The sequence below is a fragment of the Salinispora pacifica CNR114 genome (genome assembly GCF_000514775.1).
In the GTDB taxonomy this organism is placed as follows: Bacteria; Actinomycetota; Actinomycetes; order Mycobacteriales; family Micromonosporaceae; genus Micromonospora; species Micromonospora pacifica.
The window spans coordinates 1-21,630 of record NZ_AZWO01000058.1 but is presented as its reverse complement, the minus strand read 5'-3'; the positions used below and the strand labels follow the sequence as shown (position 1 = coordinate 21,630).

Here is a 21,630-nt window from a genome sequence, read left to right as displayed (position 1 = left end):
ACACCGCGGGGGTCTCGCCGGTCCGGCACTGCCGCCAACGCCGTGACCAGGCTCGACCGGCGTTGGACCGGCAACGACTCATCCAGGTGGTCCGCGTGCACGGCCAACACATCAATCAGCGATGATGATCCCAACGGGCGTGGTCCTCTTTGATCTTCCCAGACTCGACACCTGGATGATNATCGAAAGGCCGCGCCCGTCTCTATACCACCATGATCCGGAGCGTCCCCACCCAACCGGCCACAACGGTCATATCGCTACCTTGCCGGAGCCCTGGGCGTACCTGGACGGCGGCCAGTCCGGCGCCTCGCAACGTTTGCCGTCCACGCTGTACAGCGGCCGGCCCGAGCGTGGTGCGGTCCAGGACGCCAGTACCCACCGGCCGACCGCCTCGTCCCGGGCATCGGCGTCGAGACCGGCGTGGAGCGGTATTGCCCCACCGCTCCTCCCGATCATGTTCTGCGCAGTACGAGCAGGTCCAGGGCGTCGATCACCGGTCCGGTCTCGGTGAGCGCTGCCTGGCGTAGGCGGTGTACGCCGTTGTCGTACTCCTCGTCGGTGATCAGTTGCAGCGGGGTGTGTGCCGCTCGGCGCAGGGTGTGCGCCGCTTCGTGTAGCGATGCGGCGGTGATCTGCGGGATCTGCTCCCGGCTGACGGTGGAGAACCCTTCACCGGCGAAGGCTGCTTCGACCTGGGCGACGCTCGGGTAGGTGTCCAGAACCCGAATCGCCTCGGGAAAGTAGCGAAACAGCGTGATCGCTTCGTGCCGGCCGGCGAACGCGGACCGGATCAGGACCAGCGCACCGGGGCGCAGGACGCGGCGTAGTTCGCGGGCTGTGGCGTTCAGGTCGGGCACGTGGTGGATGACGGTGGAGATCCAGGCGGCGTCGGCGCTCGCATCGGTGAGCGGGATGTCGGTGTCGTCGCCGGCGAGGACGGGTTGGTATACCGACCGTTCACGCATCGCCGCTGACGGCTCGACTGCGGTTACCTCGATGCCGGGGAACCAGGAGGAGAACGCCTTGGCCCAGCTACCTGTGCCGGAGCCCAGGTCCACCAGCCGCAGGCCCGGTCGCGGGTCCAGGTGCCGGGCCACAGCTGCCCGCCACTCGTCGGCCTCCTGGTCGCCGAGGTGCCGGGTCGAGGCGAACGCACCCGCCTCCGTGCGGTCGTATGCGATGCGAGCCATGTCGATGAGCAAACCGCGGCAACAGTGCCTGCGACAAGGAGACCGGCTGTGACAGTTCACATACGCCAGTTCCGATGGAGCGACTACGACGCGTGTGGTCGCGGTGTGGACAGCCACGGGTCGTGACGTCCTGCCCCGCGCTGAGCTGGAAGCCAAACTGACCCGCGACCCGGAGCTGTTTCTGGTTATCGAGTTGGGTGGCGAGGCGGTGGCCATGACCATGAAAACATTTGACGGGCGGCGGGGCTGGATCCTGCGACTCGCTGTGCACCCGGCCCACCGCCGGAAGGGCGTCGCCGCCCGGCTGGTGGATGAACTGGAGAGCCGCTTTCGGCAGTTGGACTGCCCGAGGGCGAACCTGCTCGTCATGCCGGACAACGCCGCCGGGTTGCAGTTTTGGCAGTCACGCGGCTACCTGCCGCTGCCGGACGTGCTGTGCTCCAAGTCGATGCTGGCCGGCAGGAGCTGACCCCCGGCCGAAGGCCGGCGGCTTCCGGTCAGCTGACGCCGTACTTCGACCACTGATCCCGCGGCGGCGCTTGCCGAAGCCGTAGACATTTCGGGTTTGCCGTGGTTGGCCCGCCATCGACAACCGGCTCGCGGTGGGCGAAGGGCGATGCCCTTCGGCAGCAACCGAGCCTGCTGGGCTGTGGTCGGCGCCCCGGAGGCCAACTATGACAAAGATTTACACAAAAGTATTTGAGCTGCTACGGTCGATGCATGTCACCTGGATCGAGCCGGCGACTCAAGAACGTCGCCGAGCTACGGATGCTCACCCATCCGTTGCGGCTACGGTTGTTTTACGCGCTGACCGCAGCAGAGGAGGCGACCGCGTCCCGGCTCGCCGAGTTGGTTGACGAGTCGCTCTCGTTGGTCAGCTATCACCTGCGGGAACTGGCCGCGCACGGGTTCATCGAGGAGGCGCCGCGCCGCTCCGGTGATCGGCGGGAGCGCTGGTGGCGCAAGACCCACGAGGGTTTCAACTTCGCGGGGTCGGAGTTCGCCGGGGATCCGCAGGCCCGGGGCGTGGCGGTCGCGGCCAAACGCCAGCTACTGGCCCATCAGATCAGCCGCCTCGAACGGTGGATCGACGAGGACGACGCCTGGGGCGAGGCGTGGACCGACGCCTCGCTCGCCAGCGAGTCGTTGCTTCGGCTCACGTCGCCAGAGCTGGCCGAGCTGAGCGCGGAGCTGACGGCGGTGGCGCGGAAGTGGGCTGAGCGCGGGCGAGCCGGCGCCGAGGACCGACCCGACGCGCCCGCCCGGAAACACGTTCTGATGTTCATGCACGCCTTCCCGTTCCAGCCGTGACGCGGGAGGCGGTCGCGGTCCGACAACCGCCTCCCTACCGGGATGGGAACGTTCGGCGCTGGCTCGCGGGTTTCGGCGTGTCGCTGGTAGGCGATCAGGTCTATTTCGTGGCGTTGGCTTGGACCGCTGCCGAGGTCGCCGGCGCCGGTGGAGCCGGATTGGTCCTGGCCACCGCGTCGGTGTCCCGGCTGGTGCTACTCCTACTGGGCGGGGCGGTGGTGGACCGATGGGGTGCGCGGCGGCTGATGCTCGGCAGCGACGCGCTGCGCTGCGCGGTGATGGCCGCTGCGGCGGTGGCCACAGCCACCACCGAACCAGCCCTCGCGGTGCTGATCGTGGTGGCGCTGGTGTTCGGGGCGGTGGACGCGGTGTTCCTGCCCGCCGTCGGGGCGCTGCCGCCGTACCTGGTGCCGGCGGAGCACCTCGCCCGGCTGCAAGGCATGCGGATGGCGTTGGCGCGGGGCGCGATCGTTGCTGGTGCGCCGCTCGGCGGGGCGGTCGTGGCCACGGCCGGGATCGCGGCGGCGTTCGCGCTCAACGCGCTCACCTTCGCCGTTTCGGTGCTCGCCCTCGCCACAGTCCGGCTTCGCCCCGGCCTAGTCGCCAAGCCCGCCGAGGAAACCGGCCGAGCACGGGGGATGGGGAGAGAGGTCCGGGCCGGGCTGGCTGTGGCCGCGCGGTCGCCGCTGCTGCGTACGATTCTGCTCGTCTCGGCAGTCGCCGAGTTGGGCTTCACCGGCCCGTTCAATGTGGGCATCGCGCTGCTGGCCCAGGAACGCGGTTGGGGCGCTGCGGGGGTCGGTCTGCTCGTCGGCGGCTTCGGTATCGGTGCCGCAACGGCCGCGGTGGTGGTTTCGGTGCTCGGCCACCTTCCCCGAGCTGGCCTGCTCGTTGGCCCGCTCGCCGTGCTGACCGGGGTTGCGCTCGCCGCTGTCGGTTCTGCCCCAACCCGGCTGTGGGCGGTCGCCGCGTCGTTACTGCTCGGCGTAGGCGTCGGTCTGGCCGGCACGCTCGGGACGGCCCTGCTGCAGGCGCACACACCGCCGCAGTATCTGGGCCGGGTGATGAGTCTGAGTAGCCTGGCCGGCTTTGGCGGCATTCCGGTCAGCTACGCGATCACCGGTTTGGTCACCGGGCTATGGGGGCCGGCGGCGGCGTTCTTGAGCGGGGCTGCGCTCGCGGGAACTGCCGGGCTCGTTGCTCTCTCGAGCCCGGCACTGCGCCGCGCCGTGCTCTCCGCCGCGCACCGCCACGTTTAGCCGAAAGTAAACAGGCCGGCTGGAGGATCCCTGTCAAGGTCTCGCCGGATCTCGGAAAAACTGCAGGTCAAAGGCGTGATGCGGGGGCTGTCGATGGTTGTGACGAGCAATCGAGAGCTCAACCATCGGCTACTGGTGCGGCCCGTCGATCGCCGATTAGCGTGAAGGTCGAGCCGGGTCATATCTGGGATGCCCGATGAGTCGGAAGGTGCGCGAAATGGCCACCAACGAGTTCCGCGAGGGACCTCGTGTCAGTACTGATAGTGGCGGTGGACAGACGGTTCTGATGGCTCCCCTGTCCGACCGGCTCGCCTTGTTCCTGGGCCTGCCCGGGTTGGTGCTCCTGGTCGGGCTCTCCCTTCCGCCGCTGGCTCGGTGGATGTTGAGCTGGGAGACGGCACTGCCGCTCAAACCGATCTTTTGGCTCGTTGGCGGGATCGACAGGCCGTGGGAGGTTGCCGTGAACCTCGCCATCTGGCTGGTGCTCGCGGTGGTGACGGCGTTCGTCGTGGTGAGTGAGTCGCTGCGGGTAACGATCGACGATGCCGAGCTGCGGGTGACGAAGGACGACGACACCCGTACCTTCGCCCGCGACCAGGTGTCGGCGGTGTTCCTGGACGGCAAGAAGCTCGTGGTGCTCGACAAGCGGTCGTGCCAGCTGGTCCGGGACCGACACCAGGCGCCGAAGGCGACAATCGCCGCGGGGTTCCGCCAGCACGGCTACCCCTGGCACGACCACGATCCGTACGCTGACCTCTTCCGCTCCTGGGCAGCCGCCACCCCGGAACTGCCGGCCGCGGCCAACGACGTGCTCGCGGCCCGGCAGTCGGCGCTGAAGAACAAGGCGCACCGCGAGATCCACGCCCTGAGCGCGGCGCTGGAAAAGATGGGGTACGTCATTCGGGACGAGGGTGTGCATCAGTTCTGGCGCCCGCTCGTCCGGTCGTGACCGTTCCCCGTCCGGCCACTTCGGTCCGGGACCGCCTCGCCGACCTCGCGCTGATGGCGGTCTCGGCGCTGGGCGCGCTGGCCATCGCCGGTGAGGCCGAGCAACGTGGCCAGCTCACCGGGGATGCGCTGAACGCGGCATTTGGCCTGGCGGTGCTCGGCACCGTCACACTGTGGTTCCGGCGGCGGTATCCGGTCGCCGTCACGGTGGTGCTCGCCCTGCTGCTCACCGTCACCGATCTGGTGATCGTCGCGGTGTTGATCGCCGTCTACACGGTAAGCGCGCTCCGCAGCTGGTCCACCACGGCGGCGACGTTCGGGGCGAGCCTGTTGATCTACGTCCCCTACTCGGTACTGTTTCCGGCTCCCGAACTGAGCGCCTTCAACACCAATATGATCTACGTGGCGTTGATGTCGCTCGTGCTGGCAGCGGGCAGCACCACGCGGGCCCGGTACGAGGCGATCGCTGGGTTGTACGAGCGGGCCGAGCGGGCCGAGATCGAGGCGCAGGAGCGGGCCGAGCAGTTGCGCGTGCAGGAACGGCAGCGGATTGCTGGAGAGATGCACGACGTACTGGCGCACCGTATCTCGCTGGTGAGCCTGCAGGCCGGCGCGCTGGAGGTCCGTTCCGATCTGCCGTCCGGCGTCGCTGAGTCCGTGACGGGCATTCGGCTGCAGTCGCATCGGGCGCTCGAGGATCTCCGGGAGATCCTCGGCGTGCTGCGTGCCGGCACCGACACCGACGGGCTGCGCCCGCAGCCCGGAATAGCCGATCTTGCCCGGCTCGTCGCCGAGGCGCGGGCCGCCGGCACTGAGATCTGCGTTGACTTTCGAGCTACCGGCGATCCATCCGAACACGTCGGCCGGACGATCTATCGGTTGGTTCAGGAGGGCTTGACGAATGCGCGTAAGCACGCGCAGGGCAGGCCCGTCGAGATTCTGCTGGAGCGCGCCGGCGCCCGGGAGGTCCGGGTCCGGCTGCGCAACGCCCCGGCCAGCCCGGGTGGCACACCGGTTCCCGGCAGCCACTCCGGTCTCGTCGGGCTGGCGGAGCGGGTCGCGCTGGCCGGTGGCCGACTGTCGTACGGCATGCGGCGTGTTCCGGAAGGGGGCGTCGTGTTCCAGGTGGAGGCGTGGCTACCGTGGTCGGCGTGATCAAGGTGCTGGTCGTGGACGACGACGCGCTGGTTCGGGTCGGACTGTCGGCCGTGCTCAGCGCGGCCGAGGACATCGAGGTGGTGGCGGAGGCGGCGGACGGTGCCGACGCGGTCGCTGCCGCCCGGCGGCTACGCCCGGACGTGGTGCTGATGGACATTCGGATGCCGGGTCTGGACGGCCTGTCCGCCACCGCGGCGGTGCGATCGCTCGACGACCCGCCAGCGGTGATCGTGCTGACCACTTTCAACACCGACGACCATATCCTGCGGGCGCTGCGGGCGGGAGCCAATGGGTTCCTGCTCAAGGACATGCCACCGCGGCAGATCCAGGATTCGGTGCGGGCCGTGACGGCGGGGGAGCCGATGCTCTCCCCGGCCGTCGTCGAGCGACTGATCGACTACGTTGTCCAGGTGGCGGACGACGACGAGCGCCGGGACCAGGTGAAGGTCGCCCGGGCCGCGTTGGCGCACCTGACCGACCGGGAACGGGAGGTCGCCAAGGGGGTGGCCGCGGGCCAGTCGAACGCTGAGATCAGTGGCGACCTGTTCATGAGCGTGGCGACGGTCAAGGTGTACGTCTCCCGGATCATGGCGAAGCTGGACTGTGCGAACCGCGTGCAGGTGGCGATCCTTGTTCACCAGGCTCGGGAGTGAGCGGCGAGACGGACGAGAGGGGCTGGAGTGAGCAGGACAGTGCCGGTCGGGTTTGGGGGCCGTTGGTTCTGGGCCTACGACGTCAGCCTGGGGATCTTGCTCCTGGAGGCCGCTCTGGTGCACGCGGAGACGGCGCCCGGGCAGCGCCCACCACGGGCTGACGTGGTGGTGGAAGACCTCCGCACCCAGGTGCGGGTCGGCTCCAGCCGTTTCTTCGCCTTGCCTGATGAGTGGGACACCGAGCAGCGCGACTACGCCCGTTCGATTGTCGCGGCGGCAGGACGCCGGCTTCGTGGGTATGGGATCGTCACATCTGCGGAGGCCGCTCAGCGCTACCTGATCGACGATGAGCCCTACTTCCTGCGGGGGCATGAGCAGATAGCCGGCGATGTGGTCGCTGATCTCGCCGAGGCGGTCGAGAGTTTGATCCGGGATCAGCTACCGGCGGTGCCTTCGGCCGATCGGCACTGGTTCTACGGCGTAGCGGGTGGTCCACGTGTGCTGTGAGGGCAGCCCATCGAGTGTTGGTAGACCGGCAGGCAAGTAGGTCGTCAGGTTCCCGCGTCGGGTGGGATGAACCCCAGCGACATCGCCTTGGTCACTGCCGCCGTGCGGTCGGAGACGCCGAGTTTCGCGAACGCACGCAGCAGATGCGTCTTGACGGTGGCCTCGGTGATGGTCAGGGTTCGACCGATGTCCGGATTGGACATACCGGCCGCCACGAGGCGCAGAACGTTGGCTTCGCGCGGGGACAGCGCGTCCTGCTTCGGGTGCCGCATCCGGTTCAGCAGCCGGGTTGCGACCTTCGGTGACAGTACCGTCTCGCCCCGAGCGGCCGCCCGGATGGCACCGAGCAGGTCGGCGCGCGAGGAGTCCTTGAGGAGATACCCGGTGGCGCCCGCCTCGACGGCTCGCAGCACGTCCGCGTCGGACTCGTACGTCGTGAGCACCAGGACCCGCGTTTCTGGTGCCACCGTGCGTAGTTGGCTGGTGGCGCCCACGCCGTCGAGGCCGGGCAGGCGGAGGTCCATCAACACCACATCCGGGCGCAGGGCCCGCGCCGACGTGAGCGCCTCGGCCCCGGAGGCGGCCTCGCCGACGACGGCGATGTCCGGCTCACCGTCGAGCATGCCGCGGACACCGGCCCGTACGACCGGATGGTCGTCCACCAGCAGCACCGAGATCACCGGACCGGTACCTCGACCCGGACCAGGGTGCCCGAACCGAGTTCGGAGCTCACCGTCACCGTGCCGGACATCTGCTCGACGCGACTGCGCATCGCTGCCAACCCATAGCCTCCCGATTGCGCCGTCGTGGCCCGACCGCACCCGTCGTCCTGCGTCTCCAGTACCAACGACCCGTCGTGGTGCTCCAGCCGTACGACCACCGCGTTGGCCCGGGCGTGCTTGCGGACGTTCGTGAGTGACTCCTGCGCCGTACGCAGCAGCACCACCTCGAGCGCCTTGGGCAGCGGCGGTCCGGTGACGTCGGCGGCGAACTCCGCGTGCAGGCCGGTCTCCGATCGGAAGCGGTCAACGAGCCGGCGCAGCGCCTGCGCCAGCGAGGAGTCGTCGAGCGCGGCCGGCGTGAGCGCTCCGACCAGCGCCCGGGCCTCGGTCAGATTGTCGCGGGCGGTGTCCATCGCCAGGGCCAGGTGCCGCCGCGCCTTCCCGGGTGATCGTTCGAGGTCGGCCTCGGCCGCCTGCATCAACATCAGCACGCTGGACAGCCCCTGCGCGATGGTGTCGTGGATGTCTGCGGCGAGGCGCTGCCGCTCGGCGTTCACGCCGTCCTCGTGGCTGAGCCGTGCCACCTCCGCGCGGCTGGCCTCGAGTGCGCGGATCAGCTCGGCGCGGTCGTCGTTCTGGTCCGAGACGTGGCTGAACCAGGTACCGCACACCACCGAGACGACCACCGTCATCATCGCCACCCACAGCGGCGCCTCGAGCAGGGCGACCAGATCACGCGAGACGGCGAGGACCACCGCCAGGTAGCTGACGTTGACTGTCATCACCGCGATGAACGCCCGCCGGCGCGGCAGGATGACGTACGCCTGCGGGCACAGCATGGCCAGCAGCAGTGACACACCGTTGGCCATCGCCACACCGGAGGCGAACAACCCGGTGGCGCCGGCGAAGTAGGCGTAGCCGCGCCAGGTGGCGCCACCCCCGCCGGAGAGCACGCGCCGCCACGCGCCGTACCAGACGAGTGCCACGGCGATCGTGGCCACCGCCCCGGCGCGGGCCGCGACCGGTCGGTTCGTGGACCCCAGGACGAGGGCAGCGGTGGCGACGGCGATGAAGACGTAGTAGATCTCCCACACCACGTCGCTGGTCCACCATCCACCACCCGCGCCAGAGCGGGGGGTCGGACCTGTTGTGGAGCGGGTGCCGGGGATCACCCGTCCCTGCGTCCCCGCCAGCGAAACGTCGTGCGGCACAGTAGGAGACCTCCGATGCACCACGCGCCCAGGACCACCGCCGTTCTGGCATGCTCCCACGACATCACGACCTCCTGGGTGAGGATGGTGTCCGGCAGCAGGGCCGAACGGAAGCCCTGGGCCATCCACTTCAGCGGGAACAGCGAGCCCACCGTGAGCAGCGGCTCGGGCAATGCGCTGATCGGCGTGTAGAAGATGCCAGAGATGAACGACAGCGCGATGTAGGGCAGGTTCATCACCGCGCCGGCGCTGCGCTCCGAGCTGGCCAGGCTGCTCGCCGCGATGCCGAGGAACGTGCATCCGGTGACACCGAGCACGAACACCCAGGCGAAGGTCAACCAGCGCGACGGGTCGGTCGGCATCGTGACGTCGAACATCAGCACACCGATTCCGAACAGGACGACAACCTCGGCGACCGTCACGACGAGCATCATGATGACCTTGCCGAGAAAGTAGGCCGCGGCGGGCGTCGGCGCACCGCGTAGCCGCTTCAGCGTGCCGTCCGCCCGGTCGGCGGCGACACTGATCCCGAGATTGACGAATGTGGTGGAGGCGACGCCGGCGGCGACCATGCTGGGCACGAGATACTGCGCCGAGGTGACGCTGCTGCCCTCGTACACCCCGCTGATCAGTGCGCCGAGCAGCGCGAGCAAGACGGCCGGCAGGGCGAACGTGAACACGACGGCGTCGCGCTCCCGGAAGAAGGCCTTGAGCTCGACAATGCCGCGGTGCAGGCCGAGGTAGGCGACCGACGGCCCACGGCGCGCGCCGGCGGTCGGTGCGGTGGTCATCGGTCGCTCCCGGTGAGGGCCAGGTAGACATCTTCGAGGCTTTGCCGGGTCACGGTGAGGCCCGGCACGGTCCCGCCGTGGCGGCTGGTGAGGTCGGCGACGAGCGGACCAGGATCCGATGTGTGCTCGGTGCGGCGCACACCGTCGTCGTCCCAGGAGACGGTGACCTCGGCACCGGCCCGTCCACCGAGCGTCGCCGGGTCCCCCTCGGCGACGATCTTGCCCGCGGCGACGACCGCGACCCGGTTGGCGAGCGCCTCGGCCTCGTCGAGATAGTGCGTGGTGAGCAGGACGGTGGTGCCGTGCTCGGCGGCCAGCGAGCGGATCAGGCTCCAGAACTGCCGGCGTGCCCGGGGGTCGAAGCCGGTAGTCGGCTCGTCCAGGAACAGCAACTTCGGGTTGCCGATGACGCCGACCGCGACGTCGAGCCGACGCCGCTGGCCGCCGGAGAGCGTGCGCACCCGCGCCCGCGTCTTCTCGCTCAGTCCGACGGAATCGATCACCTGATCGGGGTCCCCGGCGTCGGGGTAGTACCGGGCGAAGTGCCGAACCGTCTCACCGACGGTGAGCTCGGACAGGTCGGCGACGTCCTGCAAAACGATGCCGATGCCGTACCGCCAGCTCCGTGGAGCCTGCTGCGGGTCAACGCCCAGGACGGACACCTCGCCCTCATCCCGGCGGCGGTAGCCTTCGAGGATCTCCACCGTCGTCGTCTTGCCGGCGCCATTCGGGCCGAGTAGCGCGAAGATCTCACCGGGGACGATGTCGAGGTCGATTCCGTCGACCGCCGGGTTGTGCCCATAGCATTTGCGCAGGCCCCGCACTCGTGCGGCGAGCGATTCGGTCATGCTTCCAGGGTCTTGTCGCCGCAGTCCGTATGGGACGACCACCCGACTGAATTCCGTTGTCCACCGATCGATGGACAACGGGATTCAGCCGGCATCACAACGAGGCTAGCCGCGGCGCGCTCCAGGAACTCGGCCGTGCGGTCTCGGCGAGACCTCGGCGAGGATTCGTGCCAGCTCGGCGGGACGGGTAATCATTGGCCAGTGTCCAGAGTCGATGTCTATCAGGTCAACGTGCTTGGCTCGGGCTAGCTCGGGTATGTCTCCCGCATCAATCGACTCTTGTGCAGCGGCGGGCGTGAACTCCGGGCACACCACCATGATCGGGACGTTGAATCGCCGTTCGTCCGTTAGCCGCACAATGCCCTTGGCCACGCGCTCGGGAACCGGGATCGCCGCCGCTGCGAAGGCCTGCCGGGCCTGCTCATCCAGGTCGGCCGCGTCCGCCCCGTCGAACGGTTCCCAACCCGGGAACGGCATGACGCCGTTGTTGATCTCGAAGAAGTCAGCGTACGGCCGCCCGTCGTCGGAGGGGACCCCGCCGATCAGAACTACCTTGGCCACGCGCTCGGGCCGCGCGTCGGCCGCCATCCAAGCCAGGGTGCAGGCGGCGGAGTGCCCCACCACCACGGACTTGCCAGGATCACTGTCGACGACGGCCAGCACCGCGGCCAGCTGGTCGGCCAGCGTCGCCGCGCTGTTCCCGTCGCCCTGCCCCGGCAGGGTCACCGGTACCGCGCGGCGGCCTCTCTGGGCTAACTCGTGTCCGACGGTGTTCCACATCGACCCGTCGAGCCATAGGCCACCCAGGAGCACGATCTGCTCTGTAGTCATGGCAGCAACCTAACGGCGATTCCGGACGTTCTACTTCCGGTAATCTTTCGTGGTGCGAACCGGTCCGAGCCCTACCGCCCGAGCCCTACGCACACTCGAGATCCTGCAGGCACGTCCCGGCGTGACTGCCGATCACCTCGCCGCCCGGTTAGGGTGACGGAGCGGGCCGCGCGACGCTACGTCGGGATCCTTCGTGAGGCCGGCATCCTGATCGAGTCGGTCCGCGGGCCTTATGGCGGCTACCGACTGGGCCGCGGCACCCGGCTACCGCCGGTCGTCTTCACCCAGGAACAGGCACTCAACCTGGTCATGGCTGTGCTCGACGGACAGCCGACCGCGATCGACGCCGACGACCCCATCGGTTCGGCGCTCACCAAGGTCATCCGGGCTCTGCCCGAGAGCGTCGGACGGCAGGCGGCGGCGCTGTGGGCGTACGTCTCGGCCAGCCCGGATCGGCGATCAGCTCGCCCTGCCCCCGCCACCACAAGCGCCCTGGTCGCCGCCGTCGCCGACCGGCGCCGCGTCCTGGTCACCTACAGCGGCGAGAGCGGCGAGGAGCGGGACGCTGAGGTCGACCCGTGGGCCGTCGTCGTACGGTACGGACGTTGGTACCTGCTGGGCCACTCACACCGCGCGGGCGCGATTCGTACGTACCGTATCGATCGGATTCGGGTCGCTCGACAGTTGCCGCACAGCTATACGCCGCCCGACGCCCTGGATCCAGTCGCCATGCTTGAGGAGAAGCTCGGCACGGGCTGGGAGTACCCCACCCGTGTGGTGTTCCACGCGCCACGGGCGCAGGTGGCACCGTGGATCCGGCCGCCGATGGGCCGCCTCGAGCGCGACGGTGACCGCTGCGTCCTGGTCGGCAGCACCCGAAACCCCATGATGTACGCCCAGGAGTGGCTGGCCGCGGTCCCCTTTGACTTTTCAGTCGAGGAAGGCCCTGAACTACGCGCCGCCGTGGCCACACTCGCGGCCCGCTTCAGCACCGCACTTTCACCTTCGCGGCCCGACACCCAGCCCGGCGACTAGCGCTAGCAGGAACGGAACAGGTCAGTTCACAGGGTCATGAGGTCGCCGATTGCGGCGAGGCCGGCGGTGTGGCCTTCTGTGGGTAGATTGTCTCGTGGCGGGCCAGCATGGCGACGAACTCGCCGATCTTGCGCTCGCGGGTCTGCGTCCGTTTGACGGCAGCAAGGCGTTGGATGAGAGCGAACCGGTTGGTCCTGGTGAGTACGTCGAACATGGCTTGGGCGGCAGGGTTGGCAGCGATGGCGGCGAGTAGGTCGTCCGGCACCTCGGCCTCCGACGGCGGGGCGTAAGCGGCCGCCCACCGCCCGTCTGCCTTGGCGGTTTCCACCGCAGCCCGGCCGGAGGGCATCATGCGCCCCTGTGCCTCCAGCCGGGCCACGTGGCCGACATTGCGTTGCGACCAGGAACTGCGGGGCCGGCGCGGGGTAAACCGGATCCAGGATGTCTCCTGATCCCGCTTCCGGCCCTGCCCGTCGATCCAGCCGAAGCAGAGGGCCTCATCAACCGCCTGCTGCCACGTCAACGTGGTGGCGGTGCCGCCTTTCTTGGTCAGAGCGAGCCAGACACCCGGCGACGTAGCATGGTTGGTCGCCAACCACGTGCGCAGTGCCTCGGCATCCTCGACAATCAACTCGTCCAGTTCAGCGCTCGCCATGACGGCAGGCTAACCCGCCCCGCCGGGCTGCTAGCGCGTCGGCCACTCGCCGGACAGGCAGGGCAGGGTGATCCACCCGCACGCCTAACCGTGCGGTCGTCGCGGTTTGCCTGTCGGTGCCCGGCGCCGTGGCCGCTTCTCACCCATGCTTCCCCGGCTCCGGATGTTCTTCCCGCCAGCTGCCGTCTGACTTCGGGTGTCCGTAACCGCGGGTCAGTCCCAGCCGTCGCTCACTCGGAGAGTGACGTGCGAGAGTGGCGGACGGGCACAGAGTCGGTTCGACGCGTCCACCGTTGCGAGAGCAGGGCAGGGCACACTAATGGAGCATGGCACCCGCGACGAGTTACTTGGCCGCCTGGCTGAGTCGGTCGAATCCGTCGCACTCGGGCACCCCACGCGGGTAGCTGTCGACGGACCGCCCGCCGCCGGCAAGACCAACCTCGCCGACGAGCTGGCCGTCGTCCTGCGCGACCAGGGCCGCGCTGTCATTCGCGCCACGATCGACGACTTCGTCGTTCCTCGGGCGCAGCGCTATCGACGGGGCGAGTACTCGGCCGAGGGCTGCTACCTCGACGCCCACGACCACGACGCGCTGACCCGGGTCCTGCTCGATCCGCTTGGCCCGGGCGGAGATCGACGCTTCCAACCCGCGGTCTACGACCACATCGCGGATTCCGTGCTGTCCCCACCGGTCATGACCGCCCCCGTCAACGCCGTGCTGGTCTTCGACGGCGTCTTCCTCCTACGCCCAGAATTGATCGATCGGTGGGACCTGCGCATCTTCGTGTCGACAGCCCTTGACAAGACCGTGGATCGTGCCGTGATCCGAGAAGGCCGGGTGTCGTCCCGGGCCGATGTCGAACGACGCTGGCGGGAGCGTTACATCCCCTCGCAACAGCTCTACTTCGCGAGGATTCGTCCGACCGACCACGTCGATGTCGTTGTACACAACGACGAGCCTCGGCTGCCGGCCTGGGAGACTCAAGCACGCTGACCCGTACTCGAAGCGGCCATGAGCGTGAACCGCGTTGGTCCAACCGGCCAGCGATGGTGGGCCCCACCGGGTACGAGAGCAGGCGGTCCCAGCAGCGAGACGAGTGGGTCGGCCAGATGATCTCGACCGGCGCCGTCGTCCCTGGTGACCGGTGGGCAGCCGTCGGTGATGAGACAGCTGGATCGTCAATGCGGCACAGCAGCTTCCGCAATGGCTGACATGCTGGGGAACGTGTTGGAGACCTCGGCCCGCCTGCTCGAACTGCTGTCACTGCTCCAGCTCAAGCGGGACTGGACGAGCGCCGAACTCGCCGGTCGGCTGGAGGTGAGCACGAGGACGGTCCGCGCCGATGTCGCCAGACTGCGGTCGCTCGGCTATCCCGTGAACTCGCGCCCGGGCATCGCGGGTGGGTACCGGCTGGCCGCCGGCACGGCGATGCCCCCACTACTGCTCGACGACGACGAGGCGGTGGCGGTCGCGGTCGGGCTGGGTGCGGTCGCGACCCAGCGGCTCGGTGTCGAAGAGACATCGCTCACCGCGCTCGCGAAGCTGGAGCAGGTGCTGCCCGCACGCCTCCGTCGGCGCGTTGCGGCGGTACGGGAGGCGACGAGCGTTGTTCCGGGGGCGCGGCCGCCGCTGGACCTGTCGGTTCTCGGCGCGGTCGCTGCCGCGATCCGCGGCCATGAACGGCTTCGCTTCGGCTACACCAAGCCGGGCGGCAGCGAAGGGATTCGCCATGCCGAGCCGCAACGGCTGGTGAGCTGGGGGACGCTCTGGTACCTACTCGCCTGGGATCTCGACCGGGACGACTGGCGGGTCTTCCGGGTAGACCGCATGGTGGTGCACGCACCGACGGGCGTGCGGTTTCAGCCGCGGGCGATTCCGGCGGACGACATCGTCGAGTACGTCGTCGGACGGGTCAGCAAGGCGGCTTGGACGTACCGCGCCCGGGTACTCGTACATGCACCCGCCGCCAAGGTCGCCGCGAAGATCCGCATCCCGGTCGACATCGAGGTGGTTGACGAGTTCACCTGCCAGGTCGTGCTGGGCTCCGACCACCCCGACCGGCTCGCGTTGTGGCTGACACAGCTCGACCTCGACCTTGAGGTGATTGACGGAGACGAACTCGCGGTGGCGTTCGATCGCCTCGCGACGCGGTTCCACCGCGCGGCGGTTGGGCAGCCACCACCCGAAGGTTGACTCCCGCCTATCCGCTGGGGAGGTCGATGTACCCGCTGATGTCCAGTTCGTAGTGGCAGCGTTCGATGAGCCGGTTCAGCCGGTTGGTGACTTCCTCCGGGTCGAGGTCGAGGCTGTCACACAGACCGCTGTAGGCACATAGGAGCGGATCGATGATCCCTTCCGGTTCGGTCCGGGCGATGTGGTAGGCGTCGCGGAGGTGCCCGGAGAGGTCATCCCAGACGAGGATCGCCTCCTCGACCAGGTCGAGCATTGCAAGACTGGCAGGCCGAGCACACAGGATCTCGACCTCGGCGGCCAGCCGGTGACCAGCGGCCTCCACGTCGGCAATCTCCCATCTGCCGGTGGTTGCGTTCGAGGTGTCATGGAGGACGGCCCGGAAGTCCTGTTGGCCTCAGCCAACAGTCGGGTGGCGAAGAGGCGGTCGCGGACCGCGTGCCCGCGACGAGGTTGGCCAGCTGTCGGGGCGCCAGCCGTTGCACCGCCCGCAGGTACTTGGTCGGGCTGCACCGAGCGGGCGCTGGGTGGGGTGGCAGCACCGGAGAAGCGACGTCGTTGTCGAAGGCGGTAGACGCGACTGCGACCGCAGGTGCGCAGGGGTCTTCGCCGGCCGTGCCGCAGTCGCACTCACTTGTGAAGTTGCCGGCTACGATGCCGACCCATGCCTGCACGGCGGTACCGCGGTCTGGGCCACGGCCTGGATGCCACCACCGGTCAGTTCCAGGTATCCGACGCCAGCAGCGGAGAGTAGCCGGGCCGACGCCTCGCGCACGGCGGAGGGAACGGAGTCATGGAACGCCTGAACATCAGTTCGGACCGCCACGCGGCTGCACCCTACCCTCGGGCTGGATGCGGGTGGCGTTGAGCTCAGCGTGGCGCAGTATCGGACGTGGGCCCAGTGGCGGGGCCACCTGTGCCAGCGGTGAGGCGTCCAGAAGTGTGGTGGCTGTGCCCAGTTCATGCAAGACCTGGGCCGGATTGGTCCGTACTCCTGGGCCGATCCGGGCCGGTGTGGGTTGCTTGCGGTAGCGGTAAGCGTCGTTCTTCTTGGCCTGTTTCTTGGCGGACTTGAGCACCTCGTCCACGGGCTGTGGCGAGGACTCGCCCGCGAGCGTCGACTCGTGGCGGCCGAGAGGCCGTACGAGCGACTCGATTCCACGTCCACCCCCGAAGCTACCTGCAGCTTGTCGGTAGATACTGGGTGTGATCGATGGATGCTCTGAGTGTCAACGCGGTAACCCCGGGGTGGACGGGGCTCGGGTCGGGCATCTGGCGTTGTCCGACGTGATCTTCCGATCCTAAGAAATAGGGTGTTAGCCAACTAGTTGAACATCTTTCCCCTATAGTGCAAATTATGGCGATTCTGCGAATGGATCATGTTGGTGTCGTCGTTGACGACCTTGCGGCTGCAGTCAGGTTCTTCGCCGAAGTCGGAATGGAACTGGAGGATAGGAGCCCGGTTGAGGGGCGTTGGGTGGACCAGGTCGTCGGGCTCGACGACGTCCGGGTGGAGATTGCCATGATGCGGATTCCGGACGGCGATGGTCGGCTTGAATTGACGAAGTTCCACCGACCGGCAGCGATCAGCGCGGATCCGGAAACCGCACTGCCACAAACGTTGGGCATTCGGCGGATCATGTTTGCTGTGGACGACCTTGCAGATGCGATTCTCCGCCTACGGGCCCACGGCGCCGAACTTGTCGGGGAAGTAGCCGAATATGAAGACCAATATAGGCTTTGCTACCTGCGCGGCCCTGCCGGAGTCATTGTCGCACTGGCAGAGCCACTCAGCTGAGGCTGCCACCATTGGCGGTGGTCGCGGTACCAGGCGACCGTTGCGGATAGGCCTTCCCGGAACGGGATCTGAGGGGTGTAGCCGAGAGCGCGTAGCTTGTCGTCATTGAGGGAGTAGCGGCGGTCGTGGCCCGGACGGTCAGGCACCGGTCGGATCCGCTCCGGGCTCGCGTCGCAGGCCTCCAGCAGCAGCTCGGTCAGCTGGCGGTTCGTCAGTTCCTGCCCGCCGCCGATGTTGTAGACCGCACCCGGCCGTCCATGCTGAAGCACCAACTGGATGCCCCGGCAGTGGTCATCCACGTGTAGCCAGTCGCGCACGTGCAGCCCGTCGCCGTACAGCGGAACTGTCTTTCCGCGCAGGAGGTTGGTCACGAACCGGGGGATGAGCTTCTCCAGGTGCTGGTAGGGCCCGTAGTTGTTGCTGCACCGGGTCACGTTCACGTGCATTCCATAGGTACGAGTGAACGCGCGGGCCAGTAGATCGGCGCCCGCCTTGGCCGCAGCGTAGGGGGAATTGGGTAGGAGGGGGCTCTCCTCCGTCCATGAGCCAGAGTCGATCGAGCCGTAGACCTCGTCCGTCGAGACGTGGACGACCCGCGGCACCCCGGCGTTCTTCGCTGCCTGCAGGACGTTGGCGGCACCAAGCACATTGGTCTGCACGAAGGCATCCGCGCTGGCAATCGAGCGGTCGACATGGGTCTCGGCAGCGAAGTTGATAACGGCATCGTGACCGGGCATCAACTCCGCGAGCAGCTGCCCGTCACAGACGTCTCCTCGCACGAAGGTGAACCCTGGATGGTCCCGTACCGGAGCGAGGTTCTCCAGGCTTCCCGCGTACGTGAGTTTGTCGAGTACGGTGACCTGAACGGTGGTGTCTCCGTAGCCTCCAGACAGTAGATTCCGGACGTAGTTCGAGCCAATAAAGCCAGCGGAACCGATGGTGAGTAAGCGCATATTTCGCCCCTTTCGAAGCCGGAAGCGCCCGGAGGCAGAGCCGGATGGAACGCAGCTCTGCGGGTCCTGTCCGCGACCCAACGGTGGCGGTTGCCTCTGAACGAAACCGCCACCGCCGTCGAGCCGGTCTTCGCTGCCGCGTTGAGTGATCTGCCGGCCGGCCACTCGGGCATGGCAGGTCAGTGTGACGCAGGTTCCGGTTGCCGATGCCGGGCAACCATCCGCTCCAGGATGGGCACGAACTCGGCGGGACTCGGAGTGGCCAGCAGATCGTCGTACATCCGCGTGACACCCTGTCGGAACGAAGGCTCGGTCAGCACCCGCATGATCTGTTCCCGCATCTCGGTGACGGACGGCTTGCTAACATCCATGATCAGTCCAGCGCCGGTCTTCGCCAGTTGCCGGGACAGGGCGGGACCAAGGCTGTACCGGGACCGACCCATCCTACCCCCCACAGCGGTCGCCGAGATCTCGTTGCCGACGAAATCGAGTACGAGCTGCGGTACGCGGTTCGCCACCGCGGGCATGACAGTGCCCATGCCGCCATGGTGGATGAGCAGCGAACAGGTCGGGATTAGCTGGTTGAGCGGGACGTAGTCGAACACCTGAACGTTGTCCGGGATTGTGGAGACCGCACCGAGTTGAGTCTTGTTCAACGTGGCGATGACCTCGACGTCCAGGGTCGACAGCGCCTCCAACAGGACCGGAATGTGGTCCCAGCCCCCCTCCATGAACATGCGTTCGGAGAGGCCGAGCGATACGGCTATCCGTGGTCGTGTCGGCGCCTGGTACATCCAGTCCGGCATGAGCTCCTGCTGCGCGTGTGGAATCCACCGCATCGCCAAAGTCTGAGCGGACACCTCCGGCCCGACCGCCGGTGGCTGTTGGTTAACGGTCCACTGCCCGTACAGCAACTCGTTGTCGATTTCGACGCCGTAGCGCTCGGCCAACGGCCGCACGGTCTCGGCCAGTGGGTTCTCTACCGCCGGCGTACCGGGCCCGCCGATGACCTCGGCGAACCTGTCCATGCTGCGACAGAACACGTCGGGCGCGGTCCACCAGCGGGCATGGACCGCGCCGCTCACCCGGGCCGCGACCGCCGCACCGGGAATACACGGATCCCAGAGCACCAGGTCCGGCTTCCAGGCCCGGGCGAACTCCACCAAGCCGTCCATTGCGGGCATCGGCTCGGCAGGGCTTCCCTTGAACGGGATGAAGTCCCACATGGAAGGCAGGTAGAACTGCGTGAGGACATCCCAGTGCTCGCGGTCCGGATCGTCGGGCCCGAAGGCCATGGCCTCGGTGATGCGGGCCAGTTCGGCGCGCTCCTCCGGGTAGGGGCGGCCTGGTCCCATCGGCACCGGCATGCTGTTGGGGTCGCACCACGAGACCGGGGTCAGCCCCATCGACGCGGTCGACTCCGCGATGGGGGCGTGGGAGACGACGCAGACCTCATGCCCGGCGGCCTTGAGCGCCCACGCGAGTGGAACGAATGGATACAAGTGGGCGGCCGCCGGCCACATGACGAATACTACCCGCATCGAATGCTCCTTACGGCTCGCTGAGTACGTGGGGCTCGGGCAATGGAACGATGAATTTCCCGCGGAATCCCTCCTCGCGTAGCCGGGATCTCAGCTCGTCCAGGATATGCCAGGAGAACAGAATGGCGTAGTCCGGCTGCTCAGGACCGCAGAGCTCTTCCTGAGAGATCACTGGGATGTGGACCCCGGGGAAGATGCGGCCAATTTTGAGCGGACTGATCTCCGAGACGGCGGTGATGTCCCCCGGTCCCAGGGAGCAAAAGTTGAGCAGGGTAACCGCTCGGGCAGGACAGGACGAGCCAGCGATCCGGGATCCGTCGCTGGCAAGATTCCTAACCAGCGTGCGGAAGCGATCCCGGTGGTCGGCAACGCGGGCGGCGAACTGCCGGTAGGTCGCCTCGGAGGTGAGTTTCAGCGCATCTTCCTCGCGCCGAAGTTTGGTGACAGATTCGCGTATCTCGTGGGCGTCCCTGAATCCAGCGTAGACTCGGATGGAGCCGCCGTGAGCATCGACGAGATCGATATCAAAGACTTCGAGCCCATGCATTCCGAAGGCGTGTTGGAGGGCGGTCAGCGAATAGTAGCGTGAGTGCTCGTGGTAGGCGAAATCGTACTGCAGGGAGTGAAGTAGCTCCGGTAGGTAGTGCGACTCGGACACGAACATCCCGTCGCTCTCAAGAATCGTGGATAAGCCTTCCAAGAAGTCGTGGAGGTTCGTGACATGGGCAAACGTGTTGGTGGCCACCACGATGTTCGCCGGTCGGGAGCTGGAGACAATCTTCTTGGCGACCTCCGAACCGAAGTAGTCGGTGACAACCGGGGAACCCTTTGCTGACACTGAACCACACGGATCAACACCAAGGACCTCAAAGCCGCGTTCGGCCAGCGCGTCCAACAGGCTTCCGTCGTTGCTGCCGATCTCGATAACGCGACGACGCCCCGGATCGGAGTCCTGGTGTGCCGCTAGTTCGTCGGCCAACGTACCCAGGTGCTCACGGAAGCCTTTGGTGAGCCCAGCGAGGTGATGATATTCGCCCGAGAAGAGGACTCGCTCGTGCACCGGATCCATCACCTGGACCAGGCTGCACTGTGGGCAGAACCCGAGATCCAGTGGCCAGGTCTGTTCGTCTTGGGCCTCCTCCTGAGTTTCCGGGAATCTACAGGCGGGTTGTTCGCCGAGTGACAGGAATTCGATGATTGGGACATCTCGGCAAGTCTGACAAAACGTTATGTCATCACCCACAATATCTCCTTGTAGAGGCGGACTTATGTCTTGTCAGTTGTATCGTGACGCTACTGCCGCCGGCATCCTCACGATTGCGGTCTACCCGGAGATTTCGAGCGGTTCGGATAGCAAACCAGCGGCGGTGCCGGAGGAGGGGCTGGTGCCTTCTGGTGCTCGTTGCTCGCTGATCCCGTCTCTGCCGAGACTAGTGTGTGGCGGTTGGCGCGCGGAGAGTCCGCGGCCCGCGAAGGCTTGTCGTAGCCCGGGTTCTCCGGCGCGAACCGCGGTCCGACCGCGAGGAGCTCCTCGCGGTCGGACCGCGGTTCGCCGGGAAGGCGCCGCGGTAGCGCCCAGAGCCGGTGTGGGTCGCCGCGGCGACGGGCGGGTGGGTCAGCGCTGTCTGGATGGCTGCTGTACGGCGTACCGGACCAGGACGGTGTCGAAGTTGTCGAAGGTGCGTACGCCGAGGCGTCGGAGCGAGACCGGGTGTTCGAACAGCGGGGTGCCGCCGGCGAGGGCGGCTGGGCCGAGGAGTACGTGGATTTCGTCGATCAGGCCGTGCTGGAGGAGTCCGTTCCAGGTGGTCCGGCTGCCCCAGGTGACGATCTCCCTGCCGTCCTGTTCCTTGAGCTTGGCGATCTCGGTGGGGGCGTCGGCGCGGCTGATGATGCGGGTGTTGTCGGCCCAGGGGTGGTCGGCCGGCGGCGGGGAGGCGTGGTCGGAGACGACCACCTTGTCGACCACGTTGTAGATCTTGGAGAATTCGCGGTCGGCCTCGAAGGCGGAGTTGTCGTCGGCAACAC

The 21,630-nt window shown here is 67.6% G+C and carries 24 protein-coding genes; 11 read left to right on the top strand and 13 right to left on the bottom strand.

The window, feature by feature from the left end:
- Positions 1-452: 452 nt before the first annotated feature.
- Entirely contained in the window at positions 453-1,190 is a 738-nt protein-coding gene (locus tag B118_RS0123710; RefSeq protein WP_028193577.1) for a class I SAM-dependent methyltransferase, read from the bottom strand.
- A gap of 103 nt (positions 1,191-1,293) precedes the next feature.
- On the opposite strand from B118_RS0123710, the gene B118_RS0123705 reads away from it, so the two are divergent.
- From B118_RS0123705 to B118_RS0123675, 7 genes are all read left to right on the top strand, one after another.
- The gene (locus tag B118_RS0123705; RefSeq protein WP_238324130.1) at positions 1,294-1,659 is read left to right on the top strand and encodes a GNAT family N-acetyltransferase; all 366 of its coding nucleotides are present in this window, start codon (positions 1,294-1,296) and stop codon (positions 1,657-1,659) included.
- Positions 1,660-1,910: 251 nt separating this feature from the next.
- The gene (locus B118_RS0123700; protein WP_028193575.1) at positions 1,911-2,501 is read left to right on the top strand and encodes a winged helix-turn-helix domain-containing protein; all 591 of its coding nucleotides are present in this window, start codon (positions 1,911-1,913) and stop codon (positions 2,499-2,501) included.
- On the top strand, positions 2,498-3,760 hold the full coding sequence (locus B118_RS0123695; RefSeq protein WP_028193574.1) for an MFS transporter: 1,263 nt from the start codon (positions 2,498-2,500) through the stop codon (positions 3,758-3,760). Before B118_RS0123700 ends, B118_RS0123695 begins: the two co-directional genes overlap by 4 nt.
- 217 nt (positions 3,761-3,977) lie before the next feature.
- The gene (locus B118_RS0123690; protein ID WP_028193573.1) at positions 3,978-4,709 is read left to right on the top strand and encodes a YqeB family protein; all 732 of its coding nucleotides are present in this window, start codon (positions 3,978-3,980) and stop codon (positions 4,707-4,709) included.
- Complete coding sequence (locus B118_RS0123685; protein WP_028193572.1) at positions 4,706-5,863, top strand: sensor histidine kinase; 1,158 nt, start codon at positions 4,706-4,708, stop codon at positions 5,861-5,863. The genes B118_RS0123690 and B118_RS0123685 overlap by 4 nt, the downstream gene beginning before the upstream one ends.
- Entirely contained in the window at positions 5,851-6,519 is a 669-nt protein-coding gene (locus tag B118_RS0123680; protein ID WP_018219241.1) for a response regulator, read from the top strand. The genes B118_RS0123685 and B118_RS0123680 overlap by 13 nt, the downstream gene beginning before the upstream one ends.
- Positions 6,520-6,558: 39 nt before the next feature.
- On the top strand, positions 6,559-7,026 hold the full coding sequence (locus B118_RS0123675) for a hypothetical protein (RefSeq protein WP_028193571.1): 468 nt from the start codon (positions 6,559-6,561) through the stop codon (positions 7,024-7,026).
- Between the two features lie 44 nt (positions 7,027-7,070).
- On the opposite strand, the gene B118_RS0123670 is transcribed toward B118_RS0123675, so the two are convergent.
- The 5 genes from B118_RS0123670 to B118_RS0123650 form a co-directional block, all read right to left on the bottom strand.
- Positions 7,071-7,706 (bottom strand): response regulator, encoded by a 636-nt coding sequence (locus tag B118_RS0123670; RefSeq protein ID WP_018812480.1) that lies wholly within the window; start codon positions 7,704-7,706, stop codon positions 7,071-7,073.
- Complete coding sequence (locus tag B118_RS0123665) at positions 7,703-8,959, bottom strand: sensor histidine kinase (RefSeq protein WP_026270912.1); 1,257 nt, start codon at positions 8,957-8,959, stop codon at positions 7,703-7,705. The genes B118_RS0123670 and B118_RS0123665 overlap by 4 nt, the downstream gene beginning before the upstream one ends.
- Entirely contained in the window at positions 8,917-9,750 is an 834-nt protein-coding gene (locus B118_RS0123660; RefSeq protein ID WP_018219245.1) for an ABC transporter permease, read from the bottom strand. Before B118_RS0123660 ends, B118_RS0123665 begins: the two co-directional genes overlap by 43 nt.
- Positions 9,747-10,598, bottom strand: coding sequence for an ABC transporter ATP-binding protein (locus B118_RS0123655; RefSeq protein WP_028193570.1), 852 nt, complete (start codon positions 10,596-10,598; stop codon positions 9,747-9,749). The genes B118_RS0123660 and B118_RS0123655 overlap by 4 nt, the downstream gene beginning before the upstream one ends.
- A gap of 105 nt (positions 10,599-10,703) precedes the next feature.
- Positions 10,704-11,429: an alpha/beta fold hydrolase gene (locus B118_RS0123650; RefSeq protein WP_028193569.1), complete on the bottom strand. Its 726-nt coding sequence runs from the start codon at positions 11,427-11,429 to the stop codon at positions 10,704-10,706.
- Positions 11,430-11,582: 153 nt separating this feature from the next.
- On the opposite strand from B118_RS0123650, the gene B118_RS0123645 reads away from it, so the two are divergent.
- Positions 11,583-12,464, top strand: a complete 882-nt coding sequence (locus B118_RS0123645) for a helix-turn-helix transcriptional regulator (protein WP_028193568.1) — start codon at positions 11,583-11,585, stop codon at positions 12,462-12,464.
- A gap of 34 nt (positions 12,465-12,498) precedes the next feature.
- Here the strand turns inward: B118_RS0123645 and B118_RS0123640 are convergent, their stop codons facing one another.
- Complete coding sequence (locus tag B118_RS0123640; RefSeq protein ID WP_018823389.1) at positions 12,499-13,119, bottom strand: YdeI/OmpD-associated family protein; 621 nt, start codon at positions 13,117-13,119, stop codon at positions 12,499-12,501.
- Between the two features lie 319 nt (positions 13,120-13,438).
- Between B118_RS0123640 and B118_RS0123635 the strand changes: the two genes are divergently transcribed.
- Positions 13,439-14,113 (top strand): nucleoside/nucleotide kinase family protein, encoded by a 675-nt coding sequence (locus B118_RS0123635; protein WP_018219250.1) that lies wholly within the window; start codon positions 13,439-13,441, stop codon positions 14,111-14,113.
- Positions 14,114-14,344: 231 nt separating this feature from the next.
- On the top strand, positions 14,345-15,313 hold the full coding sequence (locus tag B118_RS0123630; protein ID WP_026270914.1) for a WYL domain-containing protein: 969 nt from the start codon (positions 14,345-14,347) through the stop codon (positions 15,311-15,313).
- Between the two features lie 7 nt (positions 15,314-15,320).
- Here the strand turns inward: B118_RS0123630 and B118_RS33265 are convergent, their stop codons facing one another.
- Together B118_RS33265 and B118_RS32240 are read right to left on the bottom strand one after the other, a co-directional pair.
- Positions 15,321-15,635, bottom strand: coding sequence for a hypothetical protein (locus B118_RS33265; RefSeq protein WP_238324128.1), 315 nt, complete (start codon positions 15,633-15,635; stop codon positions 15,321-15,323).
- A gap of 484 nt (positions 15,636-16,119) precedes the next feature.
- Positions 16,120-16,398: a hypothetical protein gene (locus B118_RS32240; RefSeq protein ID WP_027646409.1), complete on the bottom strand. Its 279-nt coding sequence runs from the start codon at positions 16,396-16,398 to the stop codon at positions 16,120-16,122.
- 269 nt (positions 16,399-16,667) lie between these two features.
- Between B118_RS32240 and B118_RS31180 the strand changes: the two genes are divergently transcribed.
- On the top strand, positions 16,668-17,108 hold the full coding sequence (locus tag B118_RS31180) for a VOC family protein (RefSeq protein ID WP_033671716.1): 441 nt from the start codon (positions 16,668-16,670) through the stop codon (positions 17,106-17,108).
- Here the strand turns inward: B118_RS31180 and rfbB are convergent.
- The 4 genes from rfbB to B118_RS29065 all read right to left on the bottom strand — a co-directional run.
- Positions 17,054-18,061, bottom strand: coding sequence for a dTDP-glucose 4,6-dehydratase (rfbB, locus tag B118_RS29075; protein ID WP_018812491.1), 1,008 nt, complete (start codon positions 18,059-18,061; stop codon positions 17,054-17,056). The genes B118_RS31180 and rfbB overlap by 55 nt on opposite strands.
- Positions 18,062-18,240: 179 nt before the next feature.
- Positions 18,241-19,602 (bottom strand): nucleotide disphospho-sugar-binding domain-containing protein, encoded by a 1,362-nt coding sequence (locus tag B118_RS0123600; protein WP_028188897.1) that lies wholly within the window; start codon positions 19,600-19,602, stop codon positions 18,241-18,243.
- A 10-nt stretch (positions 19,603-19,612) separates the two neighbouring features.
- Positions 19,613-20,845 (bottom strand): class I SAM-dependent methyltransferase, encoded by a 1,233-nt coding sequence (locus B118_RS29070; protein ID WP_080645075.1) that lies wholly within the window; start codon positions 20,843-20,845, stop codon positions 19,613-19,615.
- A 372-nt stretch (positions 20,846-21,217) separates the two neighbouring features.
- Positions 21,218-21,630 (bottom strand): dihydrofolate reductase family protein (locus B118_RS29065; protein ID WP_033660650.1); only part of this gene is annotated, 413 nt, incomplete at its 5' end.

Coding starts and splice junctions, on each gene's coding strand:
- B118_RS0123710 (WP_028193577.1), bottom strand. CDS start 1,190: ATGGCTCGCATCGCATACGACCGCACGGAGGCGGGTGCGTTCGCCTCG.
- B118_RS0123700 (WP_028193575.1), top strand. CDS start 1,911: ATGTCACCTGGATCGAGCCGGCGACTCAAGAACGTCGCCGAGCTACGG.
- B118_RS0123690 (WP_028193573.1), top strand. CDS start 3,978: ATGGCCACCAACGAGTTCCGCGAGGGACCTCGTGTCAGTACTGATAGT.
- B118_RS0123660 (WP_018219245.1), bottom strand. CDS start 9,750: ATGACCACCGCACCGACCGCCGGCGCGCGCCGTGGGCCGTCGGTCGCC.
- B118_RS0123655 (WP_028193570.1), bottom strand. CDS start 10,598: ATGACCGAATCGCTCGCCGCACGAGTGCGGGGCCTGCGCAAATGCTAT.
- B118_RS0123650 (WP_028193569.1), bottom strand. CDS start 11,429: ATGACTACAGAGCAGATCGTGCTCCTGGGTGGCCTATGGCTCGACGGG.
- B118_RS0123640 (WP_018823389.1), bottom strand. CDS start 13,119: ATGGCGAGCGCTGAACTGGACGAGTTGATTGTCGAGGATGCCGAGGCA.
- B118_RS0123635 (WP_018219250.1), top strand. CDS start 13,439: ATGGAGCATGGCACCCGCGACGAGTTACTTGGCCGCCTGGCTGAGTCG.
- B118_RS31180 (WP_033671716.1), top strand. CDS start 16,668: ATGGCGATTCTGCGAATGGATCATGTTGGTGTCGTCGTTGACGACCTT.
- rfbB (WP_018812491.1), bottom strand. CDS start 18,061: ATGCGCTTACTCACCATCGGTTCCGCTGGCTTTATTGGCTCGAACTAC.
- B118_RS0123600 (WP_028188897.1), bottom strand. CDS start 19,602: ATGCGGGTAGTATTCGTCATGTGGCCGGCGGCCGCCCACTTGTATCCA.